This is a genomic window from Streptomyces sp. NPDC037288 (assembly GCF_055603265.1).
Window position 1 is genome coordinate 203,115 of the sequence record NZ_JBVJVY010000005.1, and the last position, 19,833, is coordinate 222,947.

Genomic DNA, 19,833 nt, shown 5'->3' on the forward strand with positions numbered 1-19,833 from the left:
GGCTGGTGGTGACCGTGATGAACCCTCAGGAGGGCGGCGGGTTGGCCGTGTACGAGGAGGCACGCCAACTGCTCGACTGGGGCTTCGCGGCGGCCGGGCGGGTGGATCCGGTCGGCTCGCTGGACGGGCTGCGCGCCAAGTCGTCCCCGGCGTCCGTCGCCGCACCGGTGGCCGCGGCCACCTCACAGGCGCAGAACGACCCGGACTGGTCGGGCACCGCCGTCGTCGTCGGCCTCTCGGGGCTCGGCGCGGGAGCCGTGGCGCTGGCGTTGCGGGCCAGGGGCAGCCGGGCCGGGCGCGGCTGACCCGCCGGCAGGCCGAACAGCAGGCCCAGCGTGATCCACGTGTAGGTGTTGCTGCCGAGGAAGCCGCCGATACCGGACGCGTCGTCGAACCACAGCCACACCACGCTCGTGCACAGCACCGCGTACAGGGCTCCCGCGACCCGCCGGTGCCCGGCGCGGACCAGGACGGCGAAGGACGGCAGCAGCCACACCAGGTGGTGCACCCAGGTGATGGGGCTGACCAGGCAGGCCGCCGCCGCGGTGAGCGCGAAGGCCGCCGTCCAGTCGCCGGCCGTCACCGCCCTGCGGGCGCGCCACGCCCAGACGCACAGGGTCAGCAGGACCGCCGACGCCCACAGCGGGCGTCCCGGCTCGCCGAGGCGGGCCAGCACGCCTTGGAGCGACTGGTTGGACACATAGTCCAGCCGGCCCACCCGGCCGGTGTCCCACAGCGCCTCGGTCCAGTAGAAACGGGACGCCCCGGGGTCCGTCCAGGCGGCCAGCCCGGTCGCCGCGGCGGCGACGGCCGTGGCGAGGCCGGCCGCCCGGCGCCGTCCGGCGAGCAGCAGCAGGCCGATGAACAGGGCGGGCGTGAGCTTCACCGCGGCGGCGAGCCCGATCCCGGCACCCGCCCAGCGCTCCCGGCCGGCCGCCAGCAGCAGGCAGTCGCCGAGGACGAGGGCGAGCAGCACCAGATTGACCTGGCCGAAGCTGAAGGTGTCCCGCAGCGGCTCGAACAGGGCGAGCAGGCACAGGCACAGCGACCACCGGTACCAGCCGTGCCGCCGCCAGTCCGGCCCCGCCAGGAGCCGCAGGACCACCGCCAGCGCGGCCAGGTTGACCAGCAGGGACGCCACGATCGCCGAGGTGCGGTCCAGCAGGGCCAGCGGCAGCATGGCGAGGGCCGCGAACGGCGGATAGGTGAAGCCGTACGAGGTGCCCGGCACCCGGTAGTCGTAGATCCGGCCGCCGTGGTGCACCCAGCCGTGCACAGTGCCGTAGTAGACGCGCAGGTCGAAGAAGCCGCGCAGCAGCGGCACGGTGGCGGTGAAGACCGTGACGGCCGCGACGAGGGCGAGGACGAGCAGCACGCGTCCACGATGCGTGCGGGGCCGCGGCGGGCCGCTCACGCCGTGCGTCCCGGAGACGGGGCCTGGGCCGCCTGGTGGGCCTGCCACAGGACGACCACGCCGAGCACCCCGCCGGAGACGGCGAGCACGAACTGGCCGGGGTCGGCCGGGCCGCCGCTCGGCAGGACGGCGAGGGCGAGGACGCCGGCCAGGGCCGCGACCCGGTGCCGTACCGAGGTGTCGGGCGCGCCGGCGGCGATGAGGAACAGGCCCCACAGCACGTACCAGGGGCGGATCGCCGGGCCGAACACGGCGACCGTGAGCAGGCTGAGTCCGAGGGCGTACTCCGGTCTCAGGCGCAGCCGGAGCCATATCAGCGTCACGGCGACCGCGGTGGCCGCGAGCCCGAGCAGGTGCCAGGCCGGGACGGCCAGCGGGGCCAGGCTGCTGCCGAGGTGTTCCAGCAGGGCAGCGGTGGCGCGCCCGGCCAGGCTGGTCAAAGCCCAGTTCTGCGGGGACACCGGGGTGTCCAGGGCGCCGATCCAGCCGTAGCCGGTGCCGGCTACGGCGGTGGCGGCGACCGTGGTCAGGGTGGAGGCGCCCGCCGTGGTCAGGGCGGCCGGCAGCGGGCGGCGGCCGGAGCGGACCTGGAGGGCCAGGACGGCGAGGAGGCCGAGGGCCGCAGGGGCCTTGACCAGCGCGGCGAGGGTGACGAGGACGGCCCCGAGGGCGGGCCGGCGACCGCGCGCGGCGACCAGCCCGAGACCGAGCAGCCCGAGCATGAGGGCGTCGTTGTGGGCACCGGCCACCAGGTGCAGCAGGACCAGTGGATTGAGAGCGCCGAGCCACAGGGCGGAGGCCGGATCGGCGCCGCTGTGCCGGGCCAGCCGGGGCAGGGCCGCCGCCATCAGGGCCACGCCGAGCAGGGCGAGCAGGCGCATGCCCAGCAGGCCGGCCGGGAGCTGGCCGCGGGTCAGGCCCGCAAGGGCGGAGGCCACGGCCAGGAAGGCCGGCCCGTAGGGGGCGCCGGTGTGCTGCCACATCGGGGCGACCTCGTCGGCGAGGGGGCCGCCGAGCATGTCGGGCCCGTGGGCGTAGACGTCCATGTGGGCGTCGGCCATGGCGCCCTGGGCGAGGTAGCTGTAGACGTCCCGGCTGAACAGCGGCGGGGCGAGCAGCAGCGGGGCCGCCCACACGGTGAGCACCAGCAGCAGGGCGCGCGGGGTGGGCGGCTGGGGGCCGCGCACCAGGCGGCCGAGGAGCACCCAGGCCGCGATGAGCAGCACGACACCGAAGTACACCCCGACGAGGCCGAGCGCGGCCCGCGCCGGGGCGGGTGCCAGGAGGTCCTGGACGGGCAGGGCACCGGCTGTCTCACCGCCCAGCGCGAGGAAGGCGGTGCCGGCCAGCCCGAGCAGCCGGCAGCGGCGGAGATCGACGGGGAATGCCATGGCCAACACTGACTCAGCGTGTCAACGCCGGGTGGCCGGAAGGCGACGGTAGCCCTGCCGGGCGGAAGCCGGAGTGTGGCCGGTGCGTGGTGGTTCCGGTGCCGTCCGTGCCAGGAGCGGCGTGTGTGCTGCCCCGCGCCTGGGGCGTGCGCGAGCATGACGCATGCCGATGTGGATCCGTGTGTACGACGATGACCACGGTCTGTGGCGTTTCGGGGGCCACGACGAGGGACGAGTGACACGGCAGGTGGATCTGCGGGGTGCGGACGGGACTCCGGTGACCGCTGCTTTCTTGGCGGAGGTGCTGCGGTTCCACGAGCGGTCGGACTTCGCCGCGATGGGCCGTTACCAGCAGCGGTACGGTCTCCTCGCCGAGGGCAGGCTCACGTCCTTCGAGGGAGCGCGGCGCGGTGACGAGATCGGCGAGCAGGGCACCTCGGCCTGACGGCACGCTCCCTCAGAACACCGACAGTCCGGTCAGCGTGGTGAACCGGTCGAGGGCCACCACTCCCGCCACCGAGTTGCCGCGTTCGTCCAGCCCGGGGCTCCACACGCACAGCGTGCACCGGCCGGGGACGACGGCGATGATCCCGCCGCCGACCCCGCTCTTGCCCGGCAGCCCCACGCGATAGGCGAAGTCCCCGGCCGCGTCGTACGTACCGCAGGTCAGCATCACCGCGTTGACCTGCTTGGCCTGGCTGCGGGTGAGCAGCCGGCTGCCGTCGGCGCGTATGCCGTGCCGGGCGAGGAAGCCGGTGGCGAGGGCCAGGTCGGCGCAGGAGGCGGTGAGGGAACACTGCCGGAAGTACTGGTCGAGCAGGGTCGGCACGTCGTTGTCGATGTTGCCGTAGGACGCCATGAAATGGGCGAGGGCGGCGTTGCGGTCGCCGTGGGCGGTCTCGGAGGCGGCGACCTCCTGGTCGAAGTCCAGGGAGGCGTTGCCGCTCTCGGCGCGCAGAAAGGCCAGCAGCTCGCCGGCCGCGTCCGAGGTACGGGTCTGGAGGCGGTCGGTGACGACGAGGGCGCCCGCGTTGATGAAAGGATTCCGCGGGATGCCGTTCTCGTACTCCAGCTGGACCAGGGAGTTGAAGGGGTTGCCGGAGGGCTCGCGGCCCACGTGCTCCCAGAGTTCGTCGCCCTCGCGGGCCAGGTCCAGGGCGAGCGTGAAGACCTTGGTGATGGACTGCGTGGAGAAGGGCTCGCGCCACTCCCCCACCCCGTACACCGTGCCGTCCAGCTCGGCGACGGCCATGCCGAACCGGCGGGGATCGAGCGCGGCGAGGGCCGGGATGTAGTCGGCGGCCCGGCCGCGGCCGGGCGTGCGCTCCATCTCCTCGGCGATGCGCTCCAGGACCGGCAGGAAGGTGAGGGACGACGTCGTTGTCATGATCACCATTGTGCCTCCCGCCCGGTCCCGGAGCGCAACCGGCCTTGCGTCGTCGCAGGTCAGGCGGCTGGTGCCCTGCTGCCGGCGACAACCTCGGGGCGCAGCAGCTCGGCGAGCCGCTCGGCCGGGAGCAGGCCCTTCTCCAGCACCAGTTCGACCACGCCCCGGCCCGTGACGAGGGCCTCCTTGGCGATGTCCGTCGCGGCCGTGTAGCCGATGTGCGGGTTGAGCGCGGTGACCAGGCCGATGGAGTTCTCGACGGTCGCGCGCAGCCGCTCGGTGTTGGCGGTGATGCCGTTCACGCACCGCTCGGCCAGCGTCAGACAGGCGCTCCGCAGATGCGTGACCGACTCCGACAGGGAGTGCAGGATGATCGGCTCGAAGGCGTTGAGCTGGAGCTGTCCGGCCTCGGCGGCCATGGTGATGGCGACGTCGTTGCCGATCACCTCGAAGGCGACCTGGTTGACCACCTCGGGGATCACCGGGTTGACCTTGCCCGGCATGATGGACGAACCGGCCTGCACCGGCGGCAGGTTGATCTCGCCGAGGCCCGCGCGCGGACCGGAGGACAGCAGCCGCAGGTCGTTGCAGCTCTTGGAGAGCTTGACCGCGATCCGCTTGAGCACGCCGGACATCTGGACGAAGGCACCGCAGTCCTGGGTGGCCTCGACCAGGTTGGCGGCGGTGACCAGCGGCAGCCCGGTGATCGCGGACAGGTGCCGGCGGGCGGCCTCGGCGTATCCGGCGGGCGCGTTGAGCCCCGTGCCGATGGCCGTGGCGCCCAGGTTGATCTCATGGATCAACTCGACGGCCTCGGCAAGACGGCTGCGGTCCTCCTCGATCATGACGGCATACGCGGAGAACTCCTGACCGAGCGTCATCGGCACGGCGTCCTGCAACTGCGTACGGCCCATCTTGAGCACGTCACGGAACTCGACCGCCTTGCGGGCGAACGCGTCCTGCAGGACGGCCATCGCCTTGAGCAGTCCACGGACCGCGAACACCGTCGCGACCTTGACGGCGGTCGGGTAGACGTCGTTGGTCGACTGACCGAGGTTGACGTGCTCGTTGGGGTGCAGGTACCCGTACCTGCCCTTCTCGTGCCCGAGCAGCTCCAGCGCCCGGTTCGCCACGACCTCGTTGGCGTTCATGTTCGTGGACGTGCCGGCGCCGCCCTGGATGACGTCGACGACGAACTGGTCGTGCAGTTTGCCCTCCCGGATCTCCCGGCAGGCGGCGACGATCGCGCCCGCCTTCTCCGGCGCCAGCAGCCCGAGTTCCTCGTTGGCGAGAGCGGCGGCCTCCTTGACGGCGGCCAGGCCGTCGATCAGATGCGGGTAGGCGGAGATCGGGGTGCCGGTGATGGGGAAGTTCTCCGTCGCGCGCAGGGTGTGCACACCCCAGTACGCGTCGGCGGGTATGTCACGGTCACCGAGCAGGTCGTGTTCGCTGCGGGTGGTGGCGGCGGTCATGAGGGAACGGTCCTCTTTCTGAGGTACGGAGGTGAAAGCGCCCGGTGAGGGGCGCGGGGCTGTGTTCGATATGCGGCTCCGCCGCGCGGGCGCGATCAGCCACAACGGACCCGCAGACCCAAGTCGGCCGATCCAGCGGAGCGCTACGCGCAAGCAGTGAACGGAACCGGATCGAGCGCACGCACCGCACGCACACACCCCACCGGCTCCCCGCCCCCGAGCAGCGGCTCACCCGCGAACTCGGTCAGCAGGCCCGGATCCACGCCCGCGCGAGCGAGCGCGGCCGCCGCCACCGGAATCCGCGCCCGGTTCGCCCCATCCGCGATCTTGACGGCGATCGCCCGGCCGTCGGGCAGCGCGGCGACCTGAACGCCCTCGAACCCGTCCTTGGCGAGCAACCCGGGAACGGCCCTCATCAGCGACGCGACATCACGGCCGGCGCCGGAGGCCATCTCGGCGTGCGAGCGCATCGCGTCGGCGACCCGTGCCTCGGGCGTGCCGGGAGCGGCCGAGGTGATGCGGGACAGGGCACGGGCGAGTCCGTGCAGGGAGATGGAGAACAGCGGAGCCCCGCAGCCGTCCACGCTGACCCGGGCGACCCGCTGGCCGGTCAGGTCCTCGACGATCTCCTCGATCGCCTGCTGCAACGGGTGCTCCGGGTCGAGGTAGTCCGCCAGGGACCACCCGTTGAGCCGGGCGGTCCACAGCATGGCCGCGTGCTTGCCGGAGCAGTTCTGGGCGAGCCGGGAGGGCGTGCGGCCCTCGCGCACCCAGGCGTCCCGGACGACCGGGTCGAACGGCATGTCGGGGACGTTGCGCAGGGCGTCCTCGGTCAGCCCGGCGAGTTCGAGGATGCGCCGGGTGCCGGCGAGGTGGCGTTCCTCACCGGAGTGGCTGGCCGCGGCCAGGGACAGCAGTTCGCCGTCGAGCGGCAGTCCGGCCCGCAACATGGCCACGGCCTGGAGGGGCTTGACGGCCGAGCGCGGGTAGAAGGCGGCCTCGATGTCACCGAGCTGGAACTGCACCCGGCCGTCGGCGCCGAGCACGACGACGGAGCCGTAGTGGATGCCCTCGACGACCCCGCCGCGGACGAGGTGGGCGACGGGCGCGTGGAGGGGTTCGCGGACGACGGGTGCGTCGGCGGGGGAACTGCTGTACATCACTGCCTGTATCGATGGGTCGGGGCGGTCCGGGTCGCGGGTCACGCGTCGGCGCCGGTGGATGTGCGCGCTATGCGGCCGCGGATGGTGTACCAGCCCGCGACCAGCGCTGCGACGATCAGCGGCAGACAGAGCACGGTGGTGCGTCCGGCGCCGCCGTCGGCGTACATGAGGACCAGGACGGAGGCGAGGAACGCCAGCGTCACGAGTTCGGTCCAGGGGGAGCCCGGCAGCCGGTACGACGGCCGGGTCAGCTCGTTGTTCTGGGTCTTCCGCCAGAAGAGCAGGTGGCAGACCATGATCATGCCCCAGGTCGCGAGGATGCCGATCGCCGCGAAGTTGAGGACGATCTCGAACGCGTCGGCGGGGACCACGTAGTTGAGGCCCACGCCGAGGACGCACATACCGCTGGTGAGCAGGATTCCGCCGTACGGGACCTGGCTGCGGCTCATCCTCGCGGTGAACTTCGGGGCCGAGCCGCTCATGGCCATGGAGCGCAGGATGCGGCCGGTGGAGTACAGGCCGGAGTTCAGCGAGGACATGGCGGCGGTCAGCACGACCAGGTTCATCACGCCACCGGCCGCCGGGACGCCGATGTGCGACAGGACGGTCACGAAGGGGCTCTCGCCGGCGCTGTACTCGTTCCAGGGCAGCAGCATCGAGAGCAGGACGACGGAGCCGACGTAGAACAGGCCCACGCGCCACATGATCGAGTTGATCGCCTTCGGCATGATCTGCTCGGGGTTCTCGGTCTCACCGGCGGCGACGCCGACCAGCTCGACGGAGGCGTAGGCGAAGACGACGCCCTGGATGATCAGCAGCATGGGCAGCAGGCCGCTGGGGAAGACGCCGCCGTTGTCGGTGATCAGGGCCGGGCCGGGGTGATGGCCGTCGACCGGGTGCTGGGTGACCAGCAGGAAGATGCCGATGCACATGAAGACGACGAGCGCCGACACCTTGACGATGGCGAACCAGAACTCCAGTTCACCGAAGATCCTGACCGAGATCAGATTGACGGTCAGCACGACGGCCAGGGCGATCAATGCGATCACCCACTGAGGGACGTCCGAGAACATGCCCCAGTAGTGGGTGTACGTGGCGACCGCCGTGATGTCGGCGATACCGGTGGTCGCCCAGTTCAGGAAGTACATCCAGCCCGCGGTGTAGGCGCCCTTCTCGCCCAGGAACTCCCGGGCGTAGGACACGAAGGCGCCGGAGGACGGGCGGTACAGGACGAGTTCGCCGAGGGCCCGGACGACCAGGAAGGCGAAGACACCGCAGACGGCGTACGCGATGAACAGGGAGGGCCCGGCGTCGGCGAGCCGGCCGCCCGCGCCGAGGAACAGGCCGGTGCCGATGGCGCCGCCGATGGCGATCATGTTGACGTGCCGGTGCTTCAGGCCTTTGCTGTAGCCGGCGTCTCCGGCGTCGACATGGCCGGACGAGGGGCGCGTCTCGTCTTTGAGGTGCTGCTCGCTCACGCCTCGGGTCCGCCTTCCGTGGGGGGGTCCGTGCGCGCGGGGCGCACGATGTCGGTGAGGGTCGTCTCGACGCGGTCGAGGTGGTGGCTCATGGCCTCCACCGCGTCGAGTTCGGAACCGTCGACCAGCGCCTCGACGATCGCCCGGTGCTCCCGGTTGGACTGCTCGCGACGGCCGCCCAGCTCGTTGAGGAAGGCCGACTGACGCGCCAGTGCGTCGCGGATCTCCTCGATGACCCGGCGGAAGACCGGGTTCTGGGCGGCCTCGGCGACGGCGAGGTGGAAGAGCGTGTCCATCGCGACCCACGCGGTGGTGTCCGTCTCCCGTTCCATGCGGTCGAGCAGGTGGGCCAGGTGGTCCAGGTTCTCCGGGGTGCGGCGCAGGGCCGCGTATCCGGCGACCGGGATCTCGATGTGGCGGCGCACTTCGAGCAGGTCGCTGGCCGCGTAGTCGCCGAAGGTGGGGTCCTCGACGGCGTTCGCGACGACGAAGGTGCCCTTGCCGGTCCGGGAGACCGTCAGGCCCATCGTCTGCAGCGCGCGCAGCGCCTCGCGGAGCACGGGCCGGGACACCTCGAGGGTGCGGCACAGCTCGGCCTCGGAGGGGAGCTTGTCGCCCATGGCGTACTCGCCGCGCTCGATGGCGCCGCGGAGGTGGGCGAGGACCGCTTCCATGGCGCTGACACGCCGGGGTCCCCGACCACCTGTCTGGCTGTCTGACAGGTTCACGGAAGCGATCCTGCGGGTCGCGCGCCGGAGCTGTCAAGACCGACGTAAGGAAACATTCACGGGGTGCGGCGCCTGAATGCAGGCATCCGCACCCCGTGGGTGATCAGCAGGTTCGGTCAGGCGTTGAGCGTGCCCGTGGCGAGCAGGCCGAGCAGGCCCACGCCGATCACGAGGCGGTAGATCACGAAGGCGTTGAAGGAGTGCTTGGCGACGAACTTCAGCAGCCAGGCGATCGAGGCGTAGGCGACGACGAAGGAGACGATCGTGCCGACGGCCAGCGGGGCGGCGCCCACACCCGCGCCGAGGGCGTCCTTCAGCTCGTAGATGCCGGCGCCGGTCAGGGCCGGGATGCCGAGGAAGAACGACAGACGGGTGGCGGCGACGCGGTCGAGGTCCAGGATGAGCGCGGTGGACATGGTGGCGCCGGAACGGGAGAAGCCGGGGAAGAGCAGGGCGAGGATCTGCGAGCAGCCGACCCACATGGCGTCCTTGAAGGAGGTGTCGTCCTCACCGCGCTTGTGCCGGCCCATCTGGTCGGCGGCCCACATCACCGCGGAGCCGACGATCAGGGAGCCCGCGACCACCCAGAGCGAGGCGAGCGGGCCGTCGATCAGCGGCTTGGCGGCCAGGCCGACCACCACGATCGGGATGGTCGCGGCGATCACCCACCAGGCGAACTTGTAGTCGTGGTGGTAGCGCTCCTCGCGGTGGGTCAGACCGCGGAACCAGGCGGAGACGATCCGCTTGATGTCCTTGAAGAAGTACACGAGCACGGCGGCGATGGCGCCGACCTGGATGACGGCCGAGAACCCGACGACGGACTTGTCGTCGACCGGGATGTCCATGAGTCCCTCGGCGATCTTCAGGTGACCCGTGGAGGACACCGGGAGGAACTCGGTCACCCCCTCGACTACTCCGAGGACGACGGCCTGACCGACGGAGATGGCGCTCATGGGATCCAGTTCTGAGGAGAGTTGGTCGACAGTGCTGTAGACAGTACTTGTTGCGTCCGGCGGTCTGGCAAGCGCCTAGGCCCACAGGGAGCCGGCGAGCGCGACCCCGGCGAAGGCCGCGGCGAGCCCCGCCGCCACGCTCGCGACGACGTTGACGGCAGCGTAGAGGCCGGAGCCGGCCTCGGTAAGCCGCAGGGTCTCGTAGGAGAAGGTCGAGTACGTCGTCAGTGCGCCGCACAGCCCCGTGCCGATGAGAAGCTGCAGATGGGGCCCGGCCGCCCCGGCGGAGACGGCCCCCGTGAGCAGTCCGAGGACCAGCGAGCCGGTGACGTTCACCACGAAGGTGCCCCAGGGGAAGACCGAGTCGTGGCGGGCCTGTACGGCGCGGTCGGTGAGATAGCGCAGCGGTGCGCCGACCATGGCCCCCGCGATGACCAGCAGCCAGTTCACAACGACTTCTTACCCTTCGGATGCGTGTCCCCCTGGCCGGCGGAGCGCCCCACGTACCGGACGACCTCGCACTCCTCCAGGGTCACGAGACCTTCCCCGACGAGTTCGTCCAGCTGCGGCAGGAACGCTCGTACGCGCTCCTCGCCGTCCACGACGACGACCGCCACGGGCAGGTCCTCGCTGAGGGACAGCAGGCGGGAGGTGTGGACGCGGGAGGAGGCGCCGAACCCCTCGATGCCCCGGAAGACGCTCGCCCCGGCGAGTCCGGCCGCGTGGGCGCGGTGCACGATCTCGGAGTAGAGGGGCTTGTGGTGCCAGGTGTCGTCCTCGCCGATGTAGACGGTCAGCCTGAGGGCGCGGCCGGTGAGTGATGTCATCGCTGCCTCCTGATCAGCACCCGGCGGGCGGCGGCCGAGGCGAGCCACACCGCGGCGAGGGCCGCGCACAGCGTCGCGGCGAGAGAGACGAGCCCGAGCCCCGGGCGGCCGGCGTCGACCAGTTTGCGGATGTCGACGGCGTAGGTGGAGAACGTGGTGAAGCCGCCGAGCACACCGGTGCCGAAGAAGGGGCGTACGAGGCGGTGGGCGGCCCACACGTCGGTGATGAGCACCATGAAGACACCGATCACCGCGCAGCCGACGACGTTGGTCCAGAAGGTCGCCCAGGGGAAGCCGCCCGGCGGTGTGGGCCAGGCGAGGGCGAACCCGTAACGGGCGCACGCGCCGAGGGCGCCGCCGATCGCGACCACCGCGACGACGGGTATCTGGTGCTGCCACGCGGACCGCCGCCGTGGCGTGGGGCGGACACGGAGGCTCTCGGCTTCCGGGGCTGTCATGCGCTTGCGTCTCCTGTTCGGCCTGCCCCGACGGGTGATCACGGCCGGGCACCAGCCTACCGCCGGGTCAGGGGACTGCGGGCCGCGCGCAGACCGCGACGCCGGGCTCCCGGAGGCTGCCGAGGACCAGGTGGTCCCCGGTCACGCAGACGCTGGTGACCATGCGGAAGCCGGAGCGGCGGCGGGAGAGGTGGTGCACGGTCCGTCCGGCGTCGTCGAGGGCCACGACCCCGATCGTTCCGCTCGGGCGGTAGGGCGCGTGCACGGCGGCCCGGGCGGCGGCGGCGCGCACGGCGGGCGGGGTGCGGTGCAGGAGATCCAGCGGCGGGACCCGCGGACCGGCGAGCGCGACCCAGAGCGGGCCGTCGGGGCCCTCGCGCCAGAGGTTGTCCGGCATACCGGGAAGCACGGCGAAGAGGTCGGTGCGGCCGGCGCGCGGGCCGGTGAGGTGGTAGCGGGTGAGCCGGCAGGCACCGGTCTCGGCGATCACCAGGAAGGCGCCGTCGGAGCCGGCCGCCAGGCCGTTGGCGAACTGCAGCCCCTCCAGCAGGACTTCCGGCTCACCACCCTCGGCAGGAAGGCGCAGCAGGCGTCCGGTGCCGGTGTGTTCGACGATGTCGCCGATCCACTGGTCCACCGGGTAACGGCGGCTGGAGACGGTGAAGTACACGGTGCCGTCCGGCAGGGCGACGACGTTGCTGCAGAACCGGAGCCGCTCCCCCGCCACCGAGTCCGCGAGCACGCGCACCGTGCCGGCGGCGCCTTCGGCGGGATCGACGCGCAGCAGGCCGCGTTCCGCGTCGCACACCAACAGGCCGCCGTCCGGGAGCGGTTCGAGTCCGAGCGGACGGCCGCCGGTCTCGGCCAGCACCTCCACGCGGGCCGTGCGCGGGTCGCCGAGGTGGTGGACGCGCAGGATCCGCCCGTCCTCCGCTCCCGTCAGCACACGCCCGTGCGCGTCGGCCACCACGTCCTCGGGGCCGCGGGCGCCCAGGGAGACGTAGTGGAGCGGGACGAGTGCCGTCGGTCGGTCCATGCGCGGTGCCCCTTCGCCGTCGGTCGCCCGTCTGCCCGGCCACTCTCTCCTGCCCGGCCTTCGCTCACCACCCCTTCTCGAACATCCGGGCCACCTCGGCGATGCGGATCTCGTCGCGCCGGTAGTAGGTGCGGCAGCGGACGCGGCAGGTGCGCAGCACACCGAGGCGGGCGAGGAAGTCCAGGTGGGCGAGGGCGGTCCGGCGGGGTACGCCCAGCTTGACGGCGACGGCCCGCGCGGTGACACCCCTGTCGTCGGGGTCACGGCGGCAGTGCGCCGGGAAATGGGCCGCCGGGTCCTTGAGCCACTCCAGGATGGTCTGCCGCATCCGGCCCGAGGGAGTTCCCATCATTGCGTCCGCCTCCGTCCCCGGCCTCCTCATACGCAGTCTTCCCACTGTCGCCCGGGCGACTCCGGCGCGTCCCGGAGTCGCCGGTCGTTGTCCGGTACCGAACGGCCGTACGACCGCGGAGCGCCGGCCGGGGCCCGGAAGCACGGCGGGGCCCGGCCGCCCCTTACGGCCGGGCCCCGCACCGGTGGTTCAGCGGTGGCTGAACCACGTCATGGAGGACAGCGCCTGGTCGTCGTAGCCGAACAGGGCCTGGTTCTCCCAGGGTTGCCGGAGGTGGCGCCGTCCGGGTCCCAGCCGTTGCCGGTGACGGCGGTCCGGGTCGCCTCCCAGTCCGACCAGCAGCTTCATGCCCTGGGCCTTGACGCCAGGTCACGGTGATGACGGTGACCTCGATGGCGGTGCTCGGCGCGCTCGGTTCGGTCCTCGGCCTTCCACTGGGTATCGCGGCTTACGAGGCGGTGATCCCGCGGATGGCGGCGGGGGTCGACGTCACTCTGCCGTCGTACATGACGGATGTCCGGCACGCGCCGGTCCTGGCGCTGCTGGCTCTCGCGGGTGTCCTGATCACGGTCATGGGCGCCCCGGTCCCCGCCCGGCGCGCGGCCCGCCTCACCGTCGCCGAGGTGCTGCACAGCGAGTGAGGCCGGGGGTCGGTCCGCAAGCGGTCAGGATCGAAGAAGCCGCGGCGGACTCCCCGGCCCTAGCGTGGAGTGCACCGGCGGAAAGCCCCGCCGGCCACGCAGCTCAGAAGGAGAGTCCCATGACCGCCGGCCTGCAGACGATCATCTACCCCGTCAAGGACCGGGGCCGTGCCAAGGCCCTGTTCACCGTCCTGCTGGGTGTGGAGCCGTACGTGGACGAGCCGTACTACATCGGTTTCAAGGCCGAGGGGCAGGACGTCGGTCTCGACCCGAACGGGCATGCCCAGGGTCTGACCGGACCGGTTCCGTTCTGGCACGTCACCGACCTCCGGGAGCGGCTCGCGGCGCTGCTGGAGGCGGGCGCCGAGGTGGTGCAGGACGTGCGGGACGTCGGCAACGGCAGGCTCATCGCCTCGGTGAAGGACCCGGACGGCAACCTGGTCGGCCTCCTCCAGGACCCGGTCGCCTGAGCGGCGGAGGCGACTGCTTGCACCCGCACTAGTTGCACACTCAATGACTGGCCGGATCGGTGCTACGGTGCGGGTATGGCAGTCAAGACGGCCGACGCCCGGCTCGAGGAACGGTGGCGGGACATCCTCGCCGTGCACGCGCGCACGATGTGCGAGATCGACCGGGCCCTGCACCCGCACGGGCTGGGCGCCAGCGACTTCGAGGTGCTGGACATCCTGGCCTCCGAGTCGCCCGCGGAGGGCGACCAGTGCCGGGTGCAGAACCTGGTGGGACGGGTTCACCTCAGCCAGAGCGCGCTGTCCCGGCTGATCGGCCGGCTGGAGAAGGACGGGCTGGTGGAGCGCTCGGTGTGTGTGGAGGACCGGCGCGGGGTGTGGGTGGCGCTCACCCGCAAGGGCCGCGCGCTGCACGCCGAGGTGCTGCCGCTGCAGCGGGCCGTGCTGGAGCGCATGCTGACCGAGCAGGAGGGCTAGAGGAGCAGCTCGGACCCGTCATGCAGGACCTCGGCACCCTCCTCGGCGACACGCGCGCGTGCCGGTGACGCCGGGTCGAGGAGCGGGTTCGTGTGGTCGAGGTGGGTGTAGATCCGGCGGGCGCCGGGATGGCGGGCCAGGGCGGCGAGAGAGCCGCCTGCTCCCGTGACGGGCAGGTGTCCGGCGGTGGCCGGCGCGGCGCCGGACCGCACCGCCGTGCCCCTCTCGCCGGGCGTGAAGAAGGTGCCGTCCAGCAGGACGCAGTCGGCCTGGGCGCACAGCTCCTCCAGCGCCGGGCCCCAGGCCCCCGCACCCGGCGCGTACACGAGCACTCCCCCGCTGGCCAGGTCCTCGACGCGGTACGCCGTCACCCACGGGCCTGCCGGTCGCGGCGCCTGCGCCGGTACGTACGCCGGGATCCTCACGCCCACCGGATGGGCCGTGACCACCAGACCGCCGGCCAGCACGAATCCGCCCTCTGCCAGGCTGTCCGGCCACTCCCAGCGGGCGTAGCGGTCCAGGGCGGCGCGGGCGGGGGCCAGGACCGCGTGGACCGGCGGGGCGGCGTAGACCTTCAGGCCGGCCGCCCCGCGCAGTGCGCCCAGGCCGGTGACATGGACGGCCTCGGCGTCGGTGAGCAGGACACCGCGCAGCGGGGTGCCCCGGGGGCCCGGCCCGGGCCGGAGCGCCGGTGTGGCGGTGAGCTGGGTGCGCAGGTCCGGCGAGGCGTTCAGCAGCCACCAGTCGCGGCCGTTGCCGGTGACGGCGGCGCATTCCTGGGTACGGGAGGGCAGCCGGCCCTCCCGGGCAGCCGCGCACGGGGTGCAGGCGCAGTTCCACTGCGGGAAGCCGCCGTCGGCGGCGGTGCCCAGCAGGACGACCCTCACGACATCGGCTCCTTCACGCGCCGCGCTTCTGTGTCCCGCCGGGGATCTTCCCCGTCAGGAGGCGCGTCCACCCGTTGCGAGGGGGCAGTTCCGGCCGTCCTTGGTCGGGCGCGCCCGCGCGGCGGAGCCGCACATCGATACGACCCCGCGCCCCTTCGGGCGCTTCGTCACCTGGCCAGCAGAGTACGCACCCCCTGTGACGTGAGGGTCAGGGCGTGGGTGGAGTTGCCGTCGATGGCCAGGGAGAGGTCCTCGTCGGGCCACTGGGAGGCCAGGGCGCCCAGCGGTATGAGGCGGTAGCGGGATACGAACGGCAGCAGTCCGGTCATCTCGCCCTCTGTGGTGAACACGGGGACGACCGGGTCGCCCCCGGGCTGTTCGAGGACGGGCAGGGCCACGCTCGCGGCATCGGCGCCCTCCCCGTCGATCGCGTCGTCCGGCACGGGGACGAGCACGTCACTGTGGGCGAGGACGTCCAGCGCGGCCTGGTCCTCGGCGTTCACGGCCAGCGCGTCCAGCGCCTGCTGAGCCGGCGTGGGCAGGTCGTCGTATGCGGGTGTCTCCATGGCAGATCCCCAGGTAGCGGCGGTCGTACGGGCCACCCGGGGCGGTTGCGGACCCGGGCGTGCTCCCGCCTCGCGTACCCGGTGGGAGGCAGGGCATGCGTGAGGATCGGCGGGGGTCCCGTGGGGGCCCGGTGACCGGAGACGGAGAAACTCGGCCGGCAGTCGTGACCAGCGCCCACGCGCGCCCGCCCTGTCCGGGCCGCCTCCACCGGTCGCCGCCGGCCAGGGCGCTCAGGTCGGATATTGCCCTCGTGCTCCGGGGCGGGTCAGCCGAAGGTGAGGGTCAGTGGGAAGTGGCCGGGGTCGAGGAGGGCGACGACGTGTTCGACGAAGGAGCCGTCGGCCGCCCGGCCGGTCCGCCGTGTCTGCAGGAACCAGTCCCGCGGCGTGCGCCGCAGCAGCTGCGCCTCCCGCGTCGACCGGCCGACCGCAGACCCGCTGGTCCCCGTGGTCGGCGCGCAGCCCGCCCCGCAGCAGCAGCTCGGTGAGCGACTCCTGACCGAGGCCGCGGGCGGGCAGCTCGCGGATCACGGGCACCGGTGGCAGGAAGCCGCGCTCGTACGACACCACGGTGCCGTCCGCAACGAGCTCACGCGTGCGCTCCACGCACACGGACACGTCCTTCTCCGAGTTCGGCGGCAACGGCGACCTCGCGCGTCTCACGTACGGCGAGGGTCCGCACCACGGTGTCGACGCCCCGCACGGCCAGTGCGCGGGCCCAGCCGAGCCGGTCGTCCAGCGGGCGGGTGTCGAAGACGACGTAGGAGCCCTTGCCTGTGCGGGTGGTGATCAGGCCCTCCCCGGACAGTTCGGCGAGGGCCGCGCGGATGGTCGTACGGCTGACGCCGAACCGCTGGGCGAGAGTGTGTTCGCCGGGGAGCCGCTCGCCGGCCGGGCGGCTGCCGTCGCGGATCTCCCGGGCGAGGACCGGCTGATCCGCTGGTGCTTGAGCGGGACGCCGGTCAAGGTCCGCTCTCCGCGAGCAGGTCGTCGACGGTGGTGACCCGGACGAGTGGCCGGTACATCTCCATGACCTGCAGGGCCTTCAGGTGGGCGTCGTCGTCCACACCGGCGCAGGCGTCCGCCACCACCAGCACCTCGGTGCCGGCGTCGGCGGCGGCCAGGGCGGTGGACAGCACACAGCATTCGGTGCTGACACCGGCCAGCACCAGGCGGTCGTCCGGACCGACGCGGGCGGCGAGCTGCGGAGTCCACTTGCCGAAGGAGGCGGCGTCCACGACATGGCCGGCGTGCTTCGCGAACTCCTCCGACAGCTGCCATAGTTCGGCGTCCGGGGGCTGGAGGGCGAAGGGCCACTGGTCGTAGTAGGCGCGCCAGGCTCCGGTCGGTTCGCCGGGGGCCAGGAAGCGGGTGAAGGTGACACGGTCGGCGAAGGCCGGCAGCAGACTGCGGACGCCCGCCGCCGCGTCGGCGTACCGGGGAGTGGCCCAGGGGCTCGCCGGGTCGGCGAAGACGTTCTGCATGTCGATGACGGCGAGATGTCCGGCGGTCATGCGTTCAGCAGCCCCTCGTCGGTGACCGGGCTCGGTGCCTGCGCCTCCTGGGCGCGCACCCGGTCCCGGCCGAGCAGCAGGGTGCCGGCGAAGGCGAGGGCCAGCGCGACCAGGACACCGAGGTTGGCGTACGCCCAGGCACCGGTCTTGCCGCCGAGGCCGAACGGGGAGAGCAGGTAGCCCTGCCAGGTGAGCCAGCTCGCGGCCGTGTTGGTGACCAGGCCCCAGCCGACGGCCGTGGCGGCGAGGGTGAGCAGCAGGGGCGGCAGGGGGATGTCGCCGTAGCGGCCGTGCGGGCGGTAGAGGTCGCCGTCGTCGTAGTCGCGGCGGCGCAGGGCCAGGTCGGCGAGCATGATGCCGCACCAGGCGGCGATGGGCACGCCGAGCGTGGTGAGGAAGCCCATGAACTGGCCGAGGAAGTCGCCGGCGAAGAAGACGATGTAGACCGAGCCGGCGATCATCAGGACGCCGTCCACGAACGCGGCCAGGTAGCGGGGCACGCGCAGCCCGGCGGAGAGCAGGGCCAGGCCCGAGGAGTAGATGTCGAGGACGGCGCCGCCGACCAGGCCGAGCACGGCGACCACGGCGAAGGGCACCAGGAACCAGGTGGGCAGGATCGTCGTCAGCGCGCCGATCGGGTCGGCCGCGACGGCCTTGCTCAGGCTCGGGGAGGAACCGGCCAGCAGCAGGCCGAAGACCAGCAGGAGCAGCGGGGCCACGGAGGCGCCGAAGGCGGTCCAGCCGATCACTCCCCGGCCGGACGAACTCCGGGGCAGATAGCGGGAGTAGTCGGCGGCGGCGTTGACCCAGCCGAGACCGAAGCCGGTCATCATGAACACCAGCGCGCCGACGAACTCCTGCGCCGAACCGGCCGGGACGGCGCTGACCGTGCTCCAGTGGACGTGGTCGGCGACGAGGGCGACGTAGACGAGCGTGAGGACGCCCGTGACCACGGTGATGACCGTCTGCAGCCGCATGATCAGGTCGAAGCCCATGACCCCGCCGACGACGGTCAGCGCGGCCACCACCATGAGGGCGACCACCTTGGTCTCGGTGCCGCCGCCCCAGCCGAGACGGCTGAAGACGGTCGCGGTGGCCAGGGTGGCGAGCGCGGTGAGGACGGTCTCCCAGCCGACGGTCAGCACCCAGGAGATCACGGACGGCAGGCGGTTGCCGCGCACGCCGTACGCCGCCCGGCTGAGGACCATGGTGGGCGCCGAGCCGCGCTTCCCGGCGACCGCGATGAATCCGCACAGCAGGAACGAGACGACGATGCCGAGCACACCGGCGGCGAGCGCCTGCCAGAAGGAGATGCCGAAACCGAACGCGAAGGCGCCGTAGCTCAGTCCGAGGACGGAGACGTTGGCCCCGAACCAGGGCCAGAACAGGGTGCGCGGGGTGCCCTTGCGGTCCGCGTCCCCGATCACGTCGAGCCCGTGCGTCTCCACCTGGATCGGGCGGCCGGGGGGTCTGCGGTCGGTGCTGGTGAGCGAGTCCTGCGGGTGCGTCATCGCCGAGCCACCTGTCCTGCCTGTCCAGACGTGTCTGATCACGCACGCTAGCGCACGCTGGGCAGGGGGGCCACGGGTGTCGGGGGACTCTCGGCGGCACCGGGTGAGCCGGCGCCGGCTCAGCGGTCGAACTCCTCCTGGATCGGTGTCCTGGGCTCCTCCCGCAGATGCTGGGAGACACCGGGCTTGCCTCCCTCTCGCGCACGTCGCGCCCGCTGTGCGGCACTGTGTCCGACGTCCGGGTCCGGGCCCACCCGTACCGACCTCGCCACCTCGTCACGGCCCGCGTACCGCCCGGCCGGGATGCCGCGCAGGACCGTGACGACCTCCTCCGTCGCGCCCGCCTTCCGCGCGGCCGTGACCAGGCGCTCCTTGTCGGCCGGGTACGACACGTCGTTCAGCGCGGCCAGCACCTCGGGGACGCCGGTGTGCGTCGTGTTCATGACGCCAGCCTCATGTCTCTCATGTGTCGCCCTGCTCGGTGTCGTCGTCCGCCTTCTCGTCGGCGGTGTCCGGTCCCTCCGCCTGGGAGGGAGTCGTGCGCGGCGGCTGTTGCGCCTGTGCGTCGCCGGTCTCCCGCTCGCCCTCCGCCTGGGAGGGCGTGGACTCGCTCATCGGGACCTCCCTCATGTGTCCTCGCCTGTTCCGAGGCCCCCGAGTACCCGTCCGGCGGGCGTCCCATGACCGGCGAGAATCCAGGAATCCGCGGCCCGGGGCTGGGTACCTGAGCGGTCCCGGCGCAGCATGCGGCGCCGGCGTACGGAACAAGCACCTCTCACCGCCTGGAGGAGCCATGGCCGGTGTCAGCCCCACCGATCTGCAGAAAGCCCTGTCCGGCGCGGAGTACCCGGCCGACCGGGAGCAGCTCAGGAAGGTCGCCGAGGACAACCACGCGTCCAAGGAGATCACCGACCGGATCTCGCACCTCGGGAAGAAGGAGTTCCAGAACCCCGCCGAGGTGAGCAAGGCCGTCTTCCGGAACGAGTGACCGACCACGGCGTGGGGGGGGGGGGGGGGGGGGGGGGCGGGGGGAGGGGGGGGGGGGGGGGGGGGGGGGGGGTGGGGTGGGGGGGGGGGGGGGGAGTGGGGGGGGGGGGGGGTGTTTTTTTTC

The 19,833-nt window shown here is 72.4% G+C and carries 26 protein-coding genes; 5 read left to right on the forward strand and 21 right to left on the reverse strand.

Features of this window, described 5'->3' with window-relative positions:
* Window positions 1-25 precede the first annotated feature (25 nt).
* Window positions 26-1,375, reverse strand: a complete 1,350-nt coding sequence (locus ACZ7GZ_RS08385) for a glycosyltransferase family 87 protein (RefSeq protein WP_471022065.1) — start codon at window positions 1,373-1,375, stop codon at window positions 26-28.
* A gap of 35 nt (window positions 1,376-1,410) precedes the next feature.
* Window positions 1,411-2,805 (reverse strand): polyprenol phosphomannose-dependent alpha 1,6 mannosyltransferase MptB, encoded by a 1,395-nt coding sequence (gene mptB, locus ACZ7GZ_RS08390; RefSeq protein ID WP_471022066.1) that lies wholly within the window; start codon window positions 2,803-2,805, stop codon window positions 1,411-1,413.
* Between the two features lie 277 nt (window positions 2,806-3,082).
* Between mptB and ACZ7GZ_RS08395 the strand changes: the two genes are divergently transcribed.
* Complete coding sequence (locus ACZ7GZ_RS08395) at window positions 3,083-3,250, forward strand: hypothetical protein (RefSeq protein WP_471022067.1); 168 nt, start codon at window positions 3,083-3,085, stop codon at window positions 3,248-3,250.
* A 12-nt stretch (window positions 3,251-3,262) separates the two neighbouring features.
* Here ACZ7GZ_RS08395 and ACZ7GZ_RS08400 read toward each other — a convergent pair whose 3' ends face one another.
* From ACZ7GZ_RS08400 to ACZ7GZ_RS08455, 12 genes are all read right to left on the reverse strand, one after another.
* Complete coding sequence (locus ACZ7GZ_RS08400) at window positions 3,263-4,201, reverse strand: glutaminase (protein WP_471022068.1); 939 nt, start codon at window positions 4,199-4,201, stop codon at window positions 3,263-3,265.
* A gap of 50 nt (window positions 4,202-4,251) precedes the next feature.
* A complete protein-coding gene (gene aspA, locus ACZ7GZ_RS08405) occupies window positions 4,252-5,664 on the reverse strand; it encodes an aspartate ammonia-lyase (RefSeq protein ID WP_471022070.1) in 1,413 nt (470 codons plus the stop codon).
* A gap of 143 nt (window positions 5,665-5,807) precedes the next feature.
* The gene (locus ACZ7GZ_RS08410) at window positions 5,808-6,824 is read right to left on the reverse strand and encodes an asparaginase (RefSeq protein ID WP_471022072.1); all 1,017 of its coding nucleotides are present in this window, start codon (window positions 6,822-6,824) and stop codon (window positions 5,808-5,810) included.
* 41 nt (window positions 6,825-6,865) lie between these two features.
* Entirely contained in the window at window positions 6,866-8,305 is a 1,440-nt protein-coding gene (locus ACZ7GZ_RS08415; protein ID WP_471022074.1) for an amino acid permease, read from the reverse strand.
* Window positions 8,302-8,979, reverse strand: a complete 678-nt coding sequence (locus ACZ7GZ_RS08420; protein WP_471022228.1) for a FadR/GntR family transcriptional regulator — start codon at window positions 8,977-8,979, stop codon at window positions 8,302-8,304. Before ACZ7GZ_RS08420 ends, ACZ7GZ_RS08415 begins: the two co-directional genes overlap by 4 nt.
* Before the next feature lie 170 nt (window positions 8,980-9,149).
* Complete coding sequence (locus ACZ7GZ_RS08425; protein ID WP_471022076.1) at window positions 9,150-9,986, reverse strand: undecaprenyl-diphosphate phosphatase; 837 nt, start codon at window positions 9,984-9,986, stop codon at window positions 9,150-9,152.
* A 75-nt stretch (window positions 9,987-10,061) separates the two neighbouring features.
* Window positions 10,062-10,436 (reverse strand): fluoride efflux transporter CrcB, encoded by a 375-nt coding sequence (crcB, locus tag ACZ7GZ_RS08430; protein ID WP_471022078.1) that lies wholly within the window; start codon window positions 10,434-10,436, stop codon window positions 10,062-10,064.
* Window positions 10,433-10,813 carry a DUF190 domain-containing protein gene (locus ACZ7GZ_RS08435; protein WP_471022079.1) on the reverse strand — a complete coding sequence of 127 codons (381 nt, stop codon included), beginning with the start codon at window positions 10,811-10,813 and terminating at the stop codon, window positions 10,433-10,435. The genes crcB and ACZ7GZ_RS08435 overlap by 4 nt, the downstream gene beginning before the upstream one ends.
* Window positions 10,810-11,271 carry a fluoride efflux transporter FluC gene (locus ACZ7GZ_RS08440; RefSeq protein ID WP_471022080.1) on the reverse strand — a complete coding sequence of 154 codons (462 nt, stop codon included), beginning with the start codon at window positions 11,269-11,271 and terminating at the stop codon, window positions 10,810-10,812. The genes ACZ7GZ_RS08435 and ACZ7GZ_RS08440 overlap by 4 nt, the downstream gene beginning before the upstream one ends.
* 67 nt (window positions 11,272-11,338) lie before the next feature.
* On the reverse strand, window positions 11,339-12,307 hold the full coding sequence (locus ACZ7GZ_RS08445) for an SMP-30/gluconolactonase/LRE family protein (RefSeq protein WP_471022081.1): 969 nt from the start codon (window positions 12,305-12,307) through the stop codon (window positions 11,339-11,341).
* A 64-nt stretch (window positions 12,308-12,371) separates the two neighbouring features.
* Entirely contained in the window at window positions 12,372-12,659 is a 288-nt protein-coding gene (locus ACZ7GZ_RS08450) for an ArsR family transcriptional regulator (RefSeq protein ID WP_471022082.1), read from the reverse strand.
* Between the two features lie 189 nt (window positions 12,660-12,848).
* On the reverse strand, window positions 12,849-13,007 hold the full coding sequence (locus ACZ7GZ_RS08455; protein WP_471022236.1) for a hypothetical protein: 159 nt from the start codon (window positions 13,005-13,007) through the stop codon (window positions 12,849-12,851).
* A 29-nt stretch (window positions 13,008-13,036) separates the two neighbouring features.
* Here ACZ7GZ_RS08455 and ACZ7GZ_RS08460 point away from each other — a divergent pair, with 29 nt between their 5' ends.
* The 3 genes from ACZ7GZ_RS08460 to ACZ7GZ_RS08470 all read left to right on the forward strand — a co-directional run bounded on the left by ACZ7GZ_RS08460 (window position 13,037) and on the right by ACZ7GZ_RS08470 (window position 14,244).
* On the forward strand, window positions 13,037-13,300 hold the full coding sequence (locus ACZ7GZ_RS08460; protein ID WP_471022084.1) for a hypothetical protein: 264 nt from the start codon (window positions 13,037-13,039) through the stop codon (window positions 13,298-13,300).
* 119 nt (window positions 13,301-13,419) lie between these two features.
* Window positions 13,420-13,770 (forward strand): VOC family protein, encoded by a 351-nt coding sequence (locus ACZ7GZ_RS08465; protein ID WP_471022086.1) that lies wholly within the window; start codon window positions 13,420-13,422, stop codon window positions 13,768-13,770.
* A gap of 75 nt (window positions 13,771-13,845) precedes the next feature.
* On the forward strand, window positions 13,846-14,244 hold the full coding sequence (locus ACZ7GZ_RS08470) for a MarR family winged helix-turn-helix transcriptional regulator (RefSeq protein ID WP_471022087.1): 399 nt from the start codon (window positions 13,846-13,848) through the stop codon (window positions 14,242-14,244).
* On the opposite strand, the gene pqqB is transcribed toward ACZ7GZ_RS08470, so the two are convergent.
* The 7 genes from pqqB to ACZ7GZ_RS08505 all read right to left on the reverse strand — a co-directional run bounded on the left by pqqB (window position 14,241) and on the right by ACZ7GZ_RS08505 (window position 19,337).
* Window positions 14,241-15,131 carry a pyrroloquinoline quinone biosynthesis protein PqqB gene (gene pqqB / locus ACZ7GZ_RS08475; protein ID WP_471022088.1) on the reverse strand — a complete coding sequence of 297 codons (891 nt, stop codon included), beginning with the start codon at window positions 15,129-15,131 and terminating at the stop codon, window positions 14,241-14,243. The genes ACZ7GZ_RS08470 and pqqB overlap by 4 nt on opposite strands.
* Before the next feature lie 167 nt (window positions 15,132-15,298).
* Window positions 15,299-15,697, reverse strand: a complete 399-nt coding sequence (locus ACZ7GZ_RS08480) for an SseB family protein (protein ID WP_471022090.1) — start codon at window positions 15,695-15,697, stop codon at window positions 15,299-15,301.
* A gap of 589 nt (window positions 15,698-16,286) precedes the next feature.
* Window positions 16,287-16,610 carry a GntR family transcriptional regulator gene (locus ACZ7GZ_RS08485; RefSeq protein ID WP_471022229.1) on the reverse strand — a complete coding sequence of 108 codons (324 nt, stop codon included), beginning with the start codon at window positions 16,608-16,610 and terminating at the stop codon, window positions 16,287-16,289.
* Between the two features lie 49 nt (window positions 16,611-16,659).
* Window positions 16,660-17,211, reverse strand: a complete 552-nt coding sequence (locus tag ACZ7GZ_RS08490; RefSeq protein WP_471022093.1) for a cysteine hydrolase family protein — start codon at window positions 17,209-17,211, stop codon at window positions 16,660-16,662.
* The gene (locus tag ACZ7GZ_RS08495; RefSeq protein WP_471022095.1) at window positions 17,208-18,722 is read right to left on the reverse strand and encodes a purine-cytosine permease family protein; all 1,515 of its coding nucleotides are present in this window, start codon (window positions 18,720-18,722) and stop codon (window positions 17,208-17,210) included. Before ACZ7GZ_RS08495 ends, ACZ7GZ_RS08490 begins: the two co-directional genes overlap by 4 nt.
* 119 nt (window positions 18,723-18,841) lie before the next feature.
* Window positions 18,842-19,165, reverse strand: a complete 324-nt coding sequence (locus tag ACZ7GZ_RS08500; RefSeq protein WP_471022097.1) for a DUF2795 domain-containing protein — start codon at window positions 19,163-19,165, stop codon at window positions 18,842-18,844.
* Between the two features lie 19 nt (window positions 19,166-19,184).
* Entirely contained in the window at window positions 19,185-19,337 is a 153-nt protein-coding gene (locus tag ACZ7GZ_RS08505; protein WP_471022100.1) for a hypothetical protein, read from the reverse strand.
* A gap of 178 nt (window positions 19,338-19,515) precedes the next feature.
* Between ACZ7GZ_RS08505 and ACZ7GZ_RS08510 the strand changes: the two genes are divergently transcribed.
* A complete protein-coding gene (locus tag ACZ7GZ_RS08510; RefSeq protein WP_450795575.1) occupies window positions 19,516-19,710 on the forward strand; it encodes a DUF2795 domain-containing protein in 195 nt (64 codons plus the stop codon).
* The last annotated feature ends 123 nt before the right edge of the window (window positions 19,711-19,833 follow it).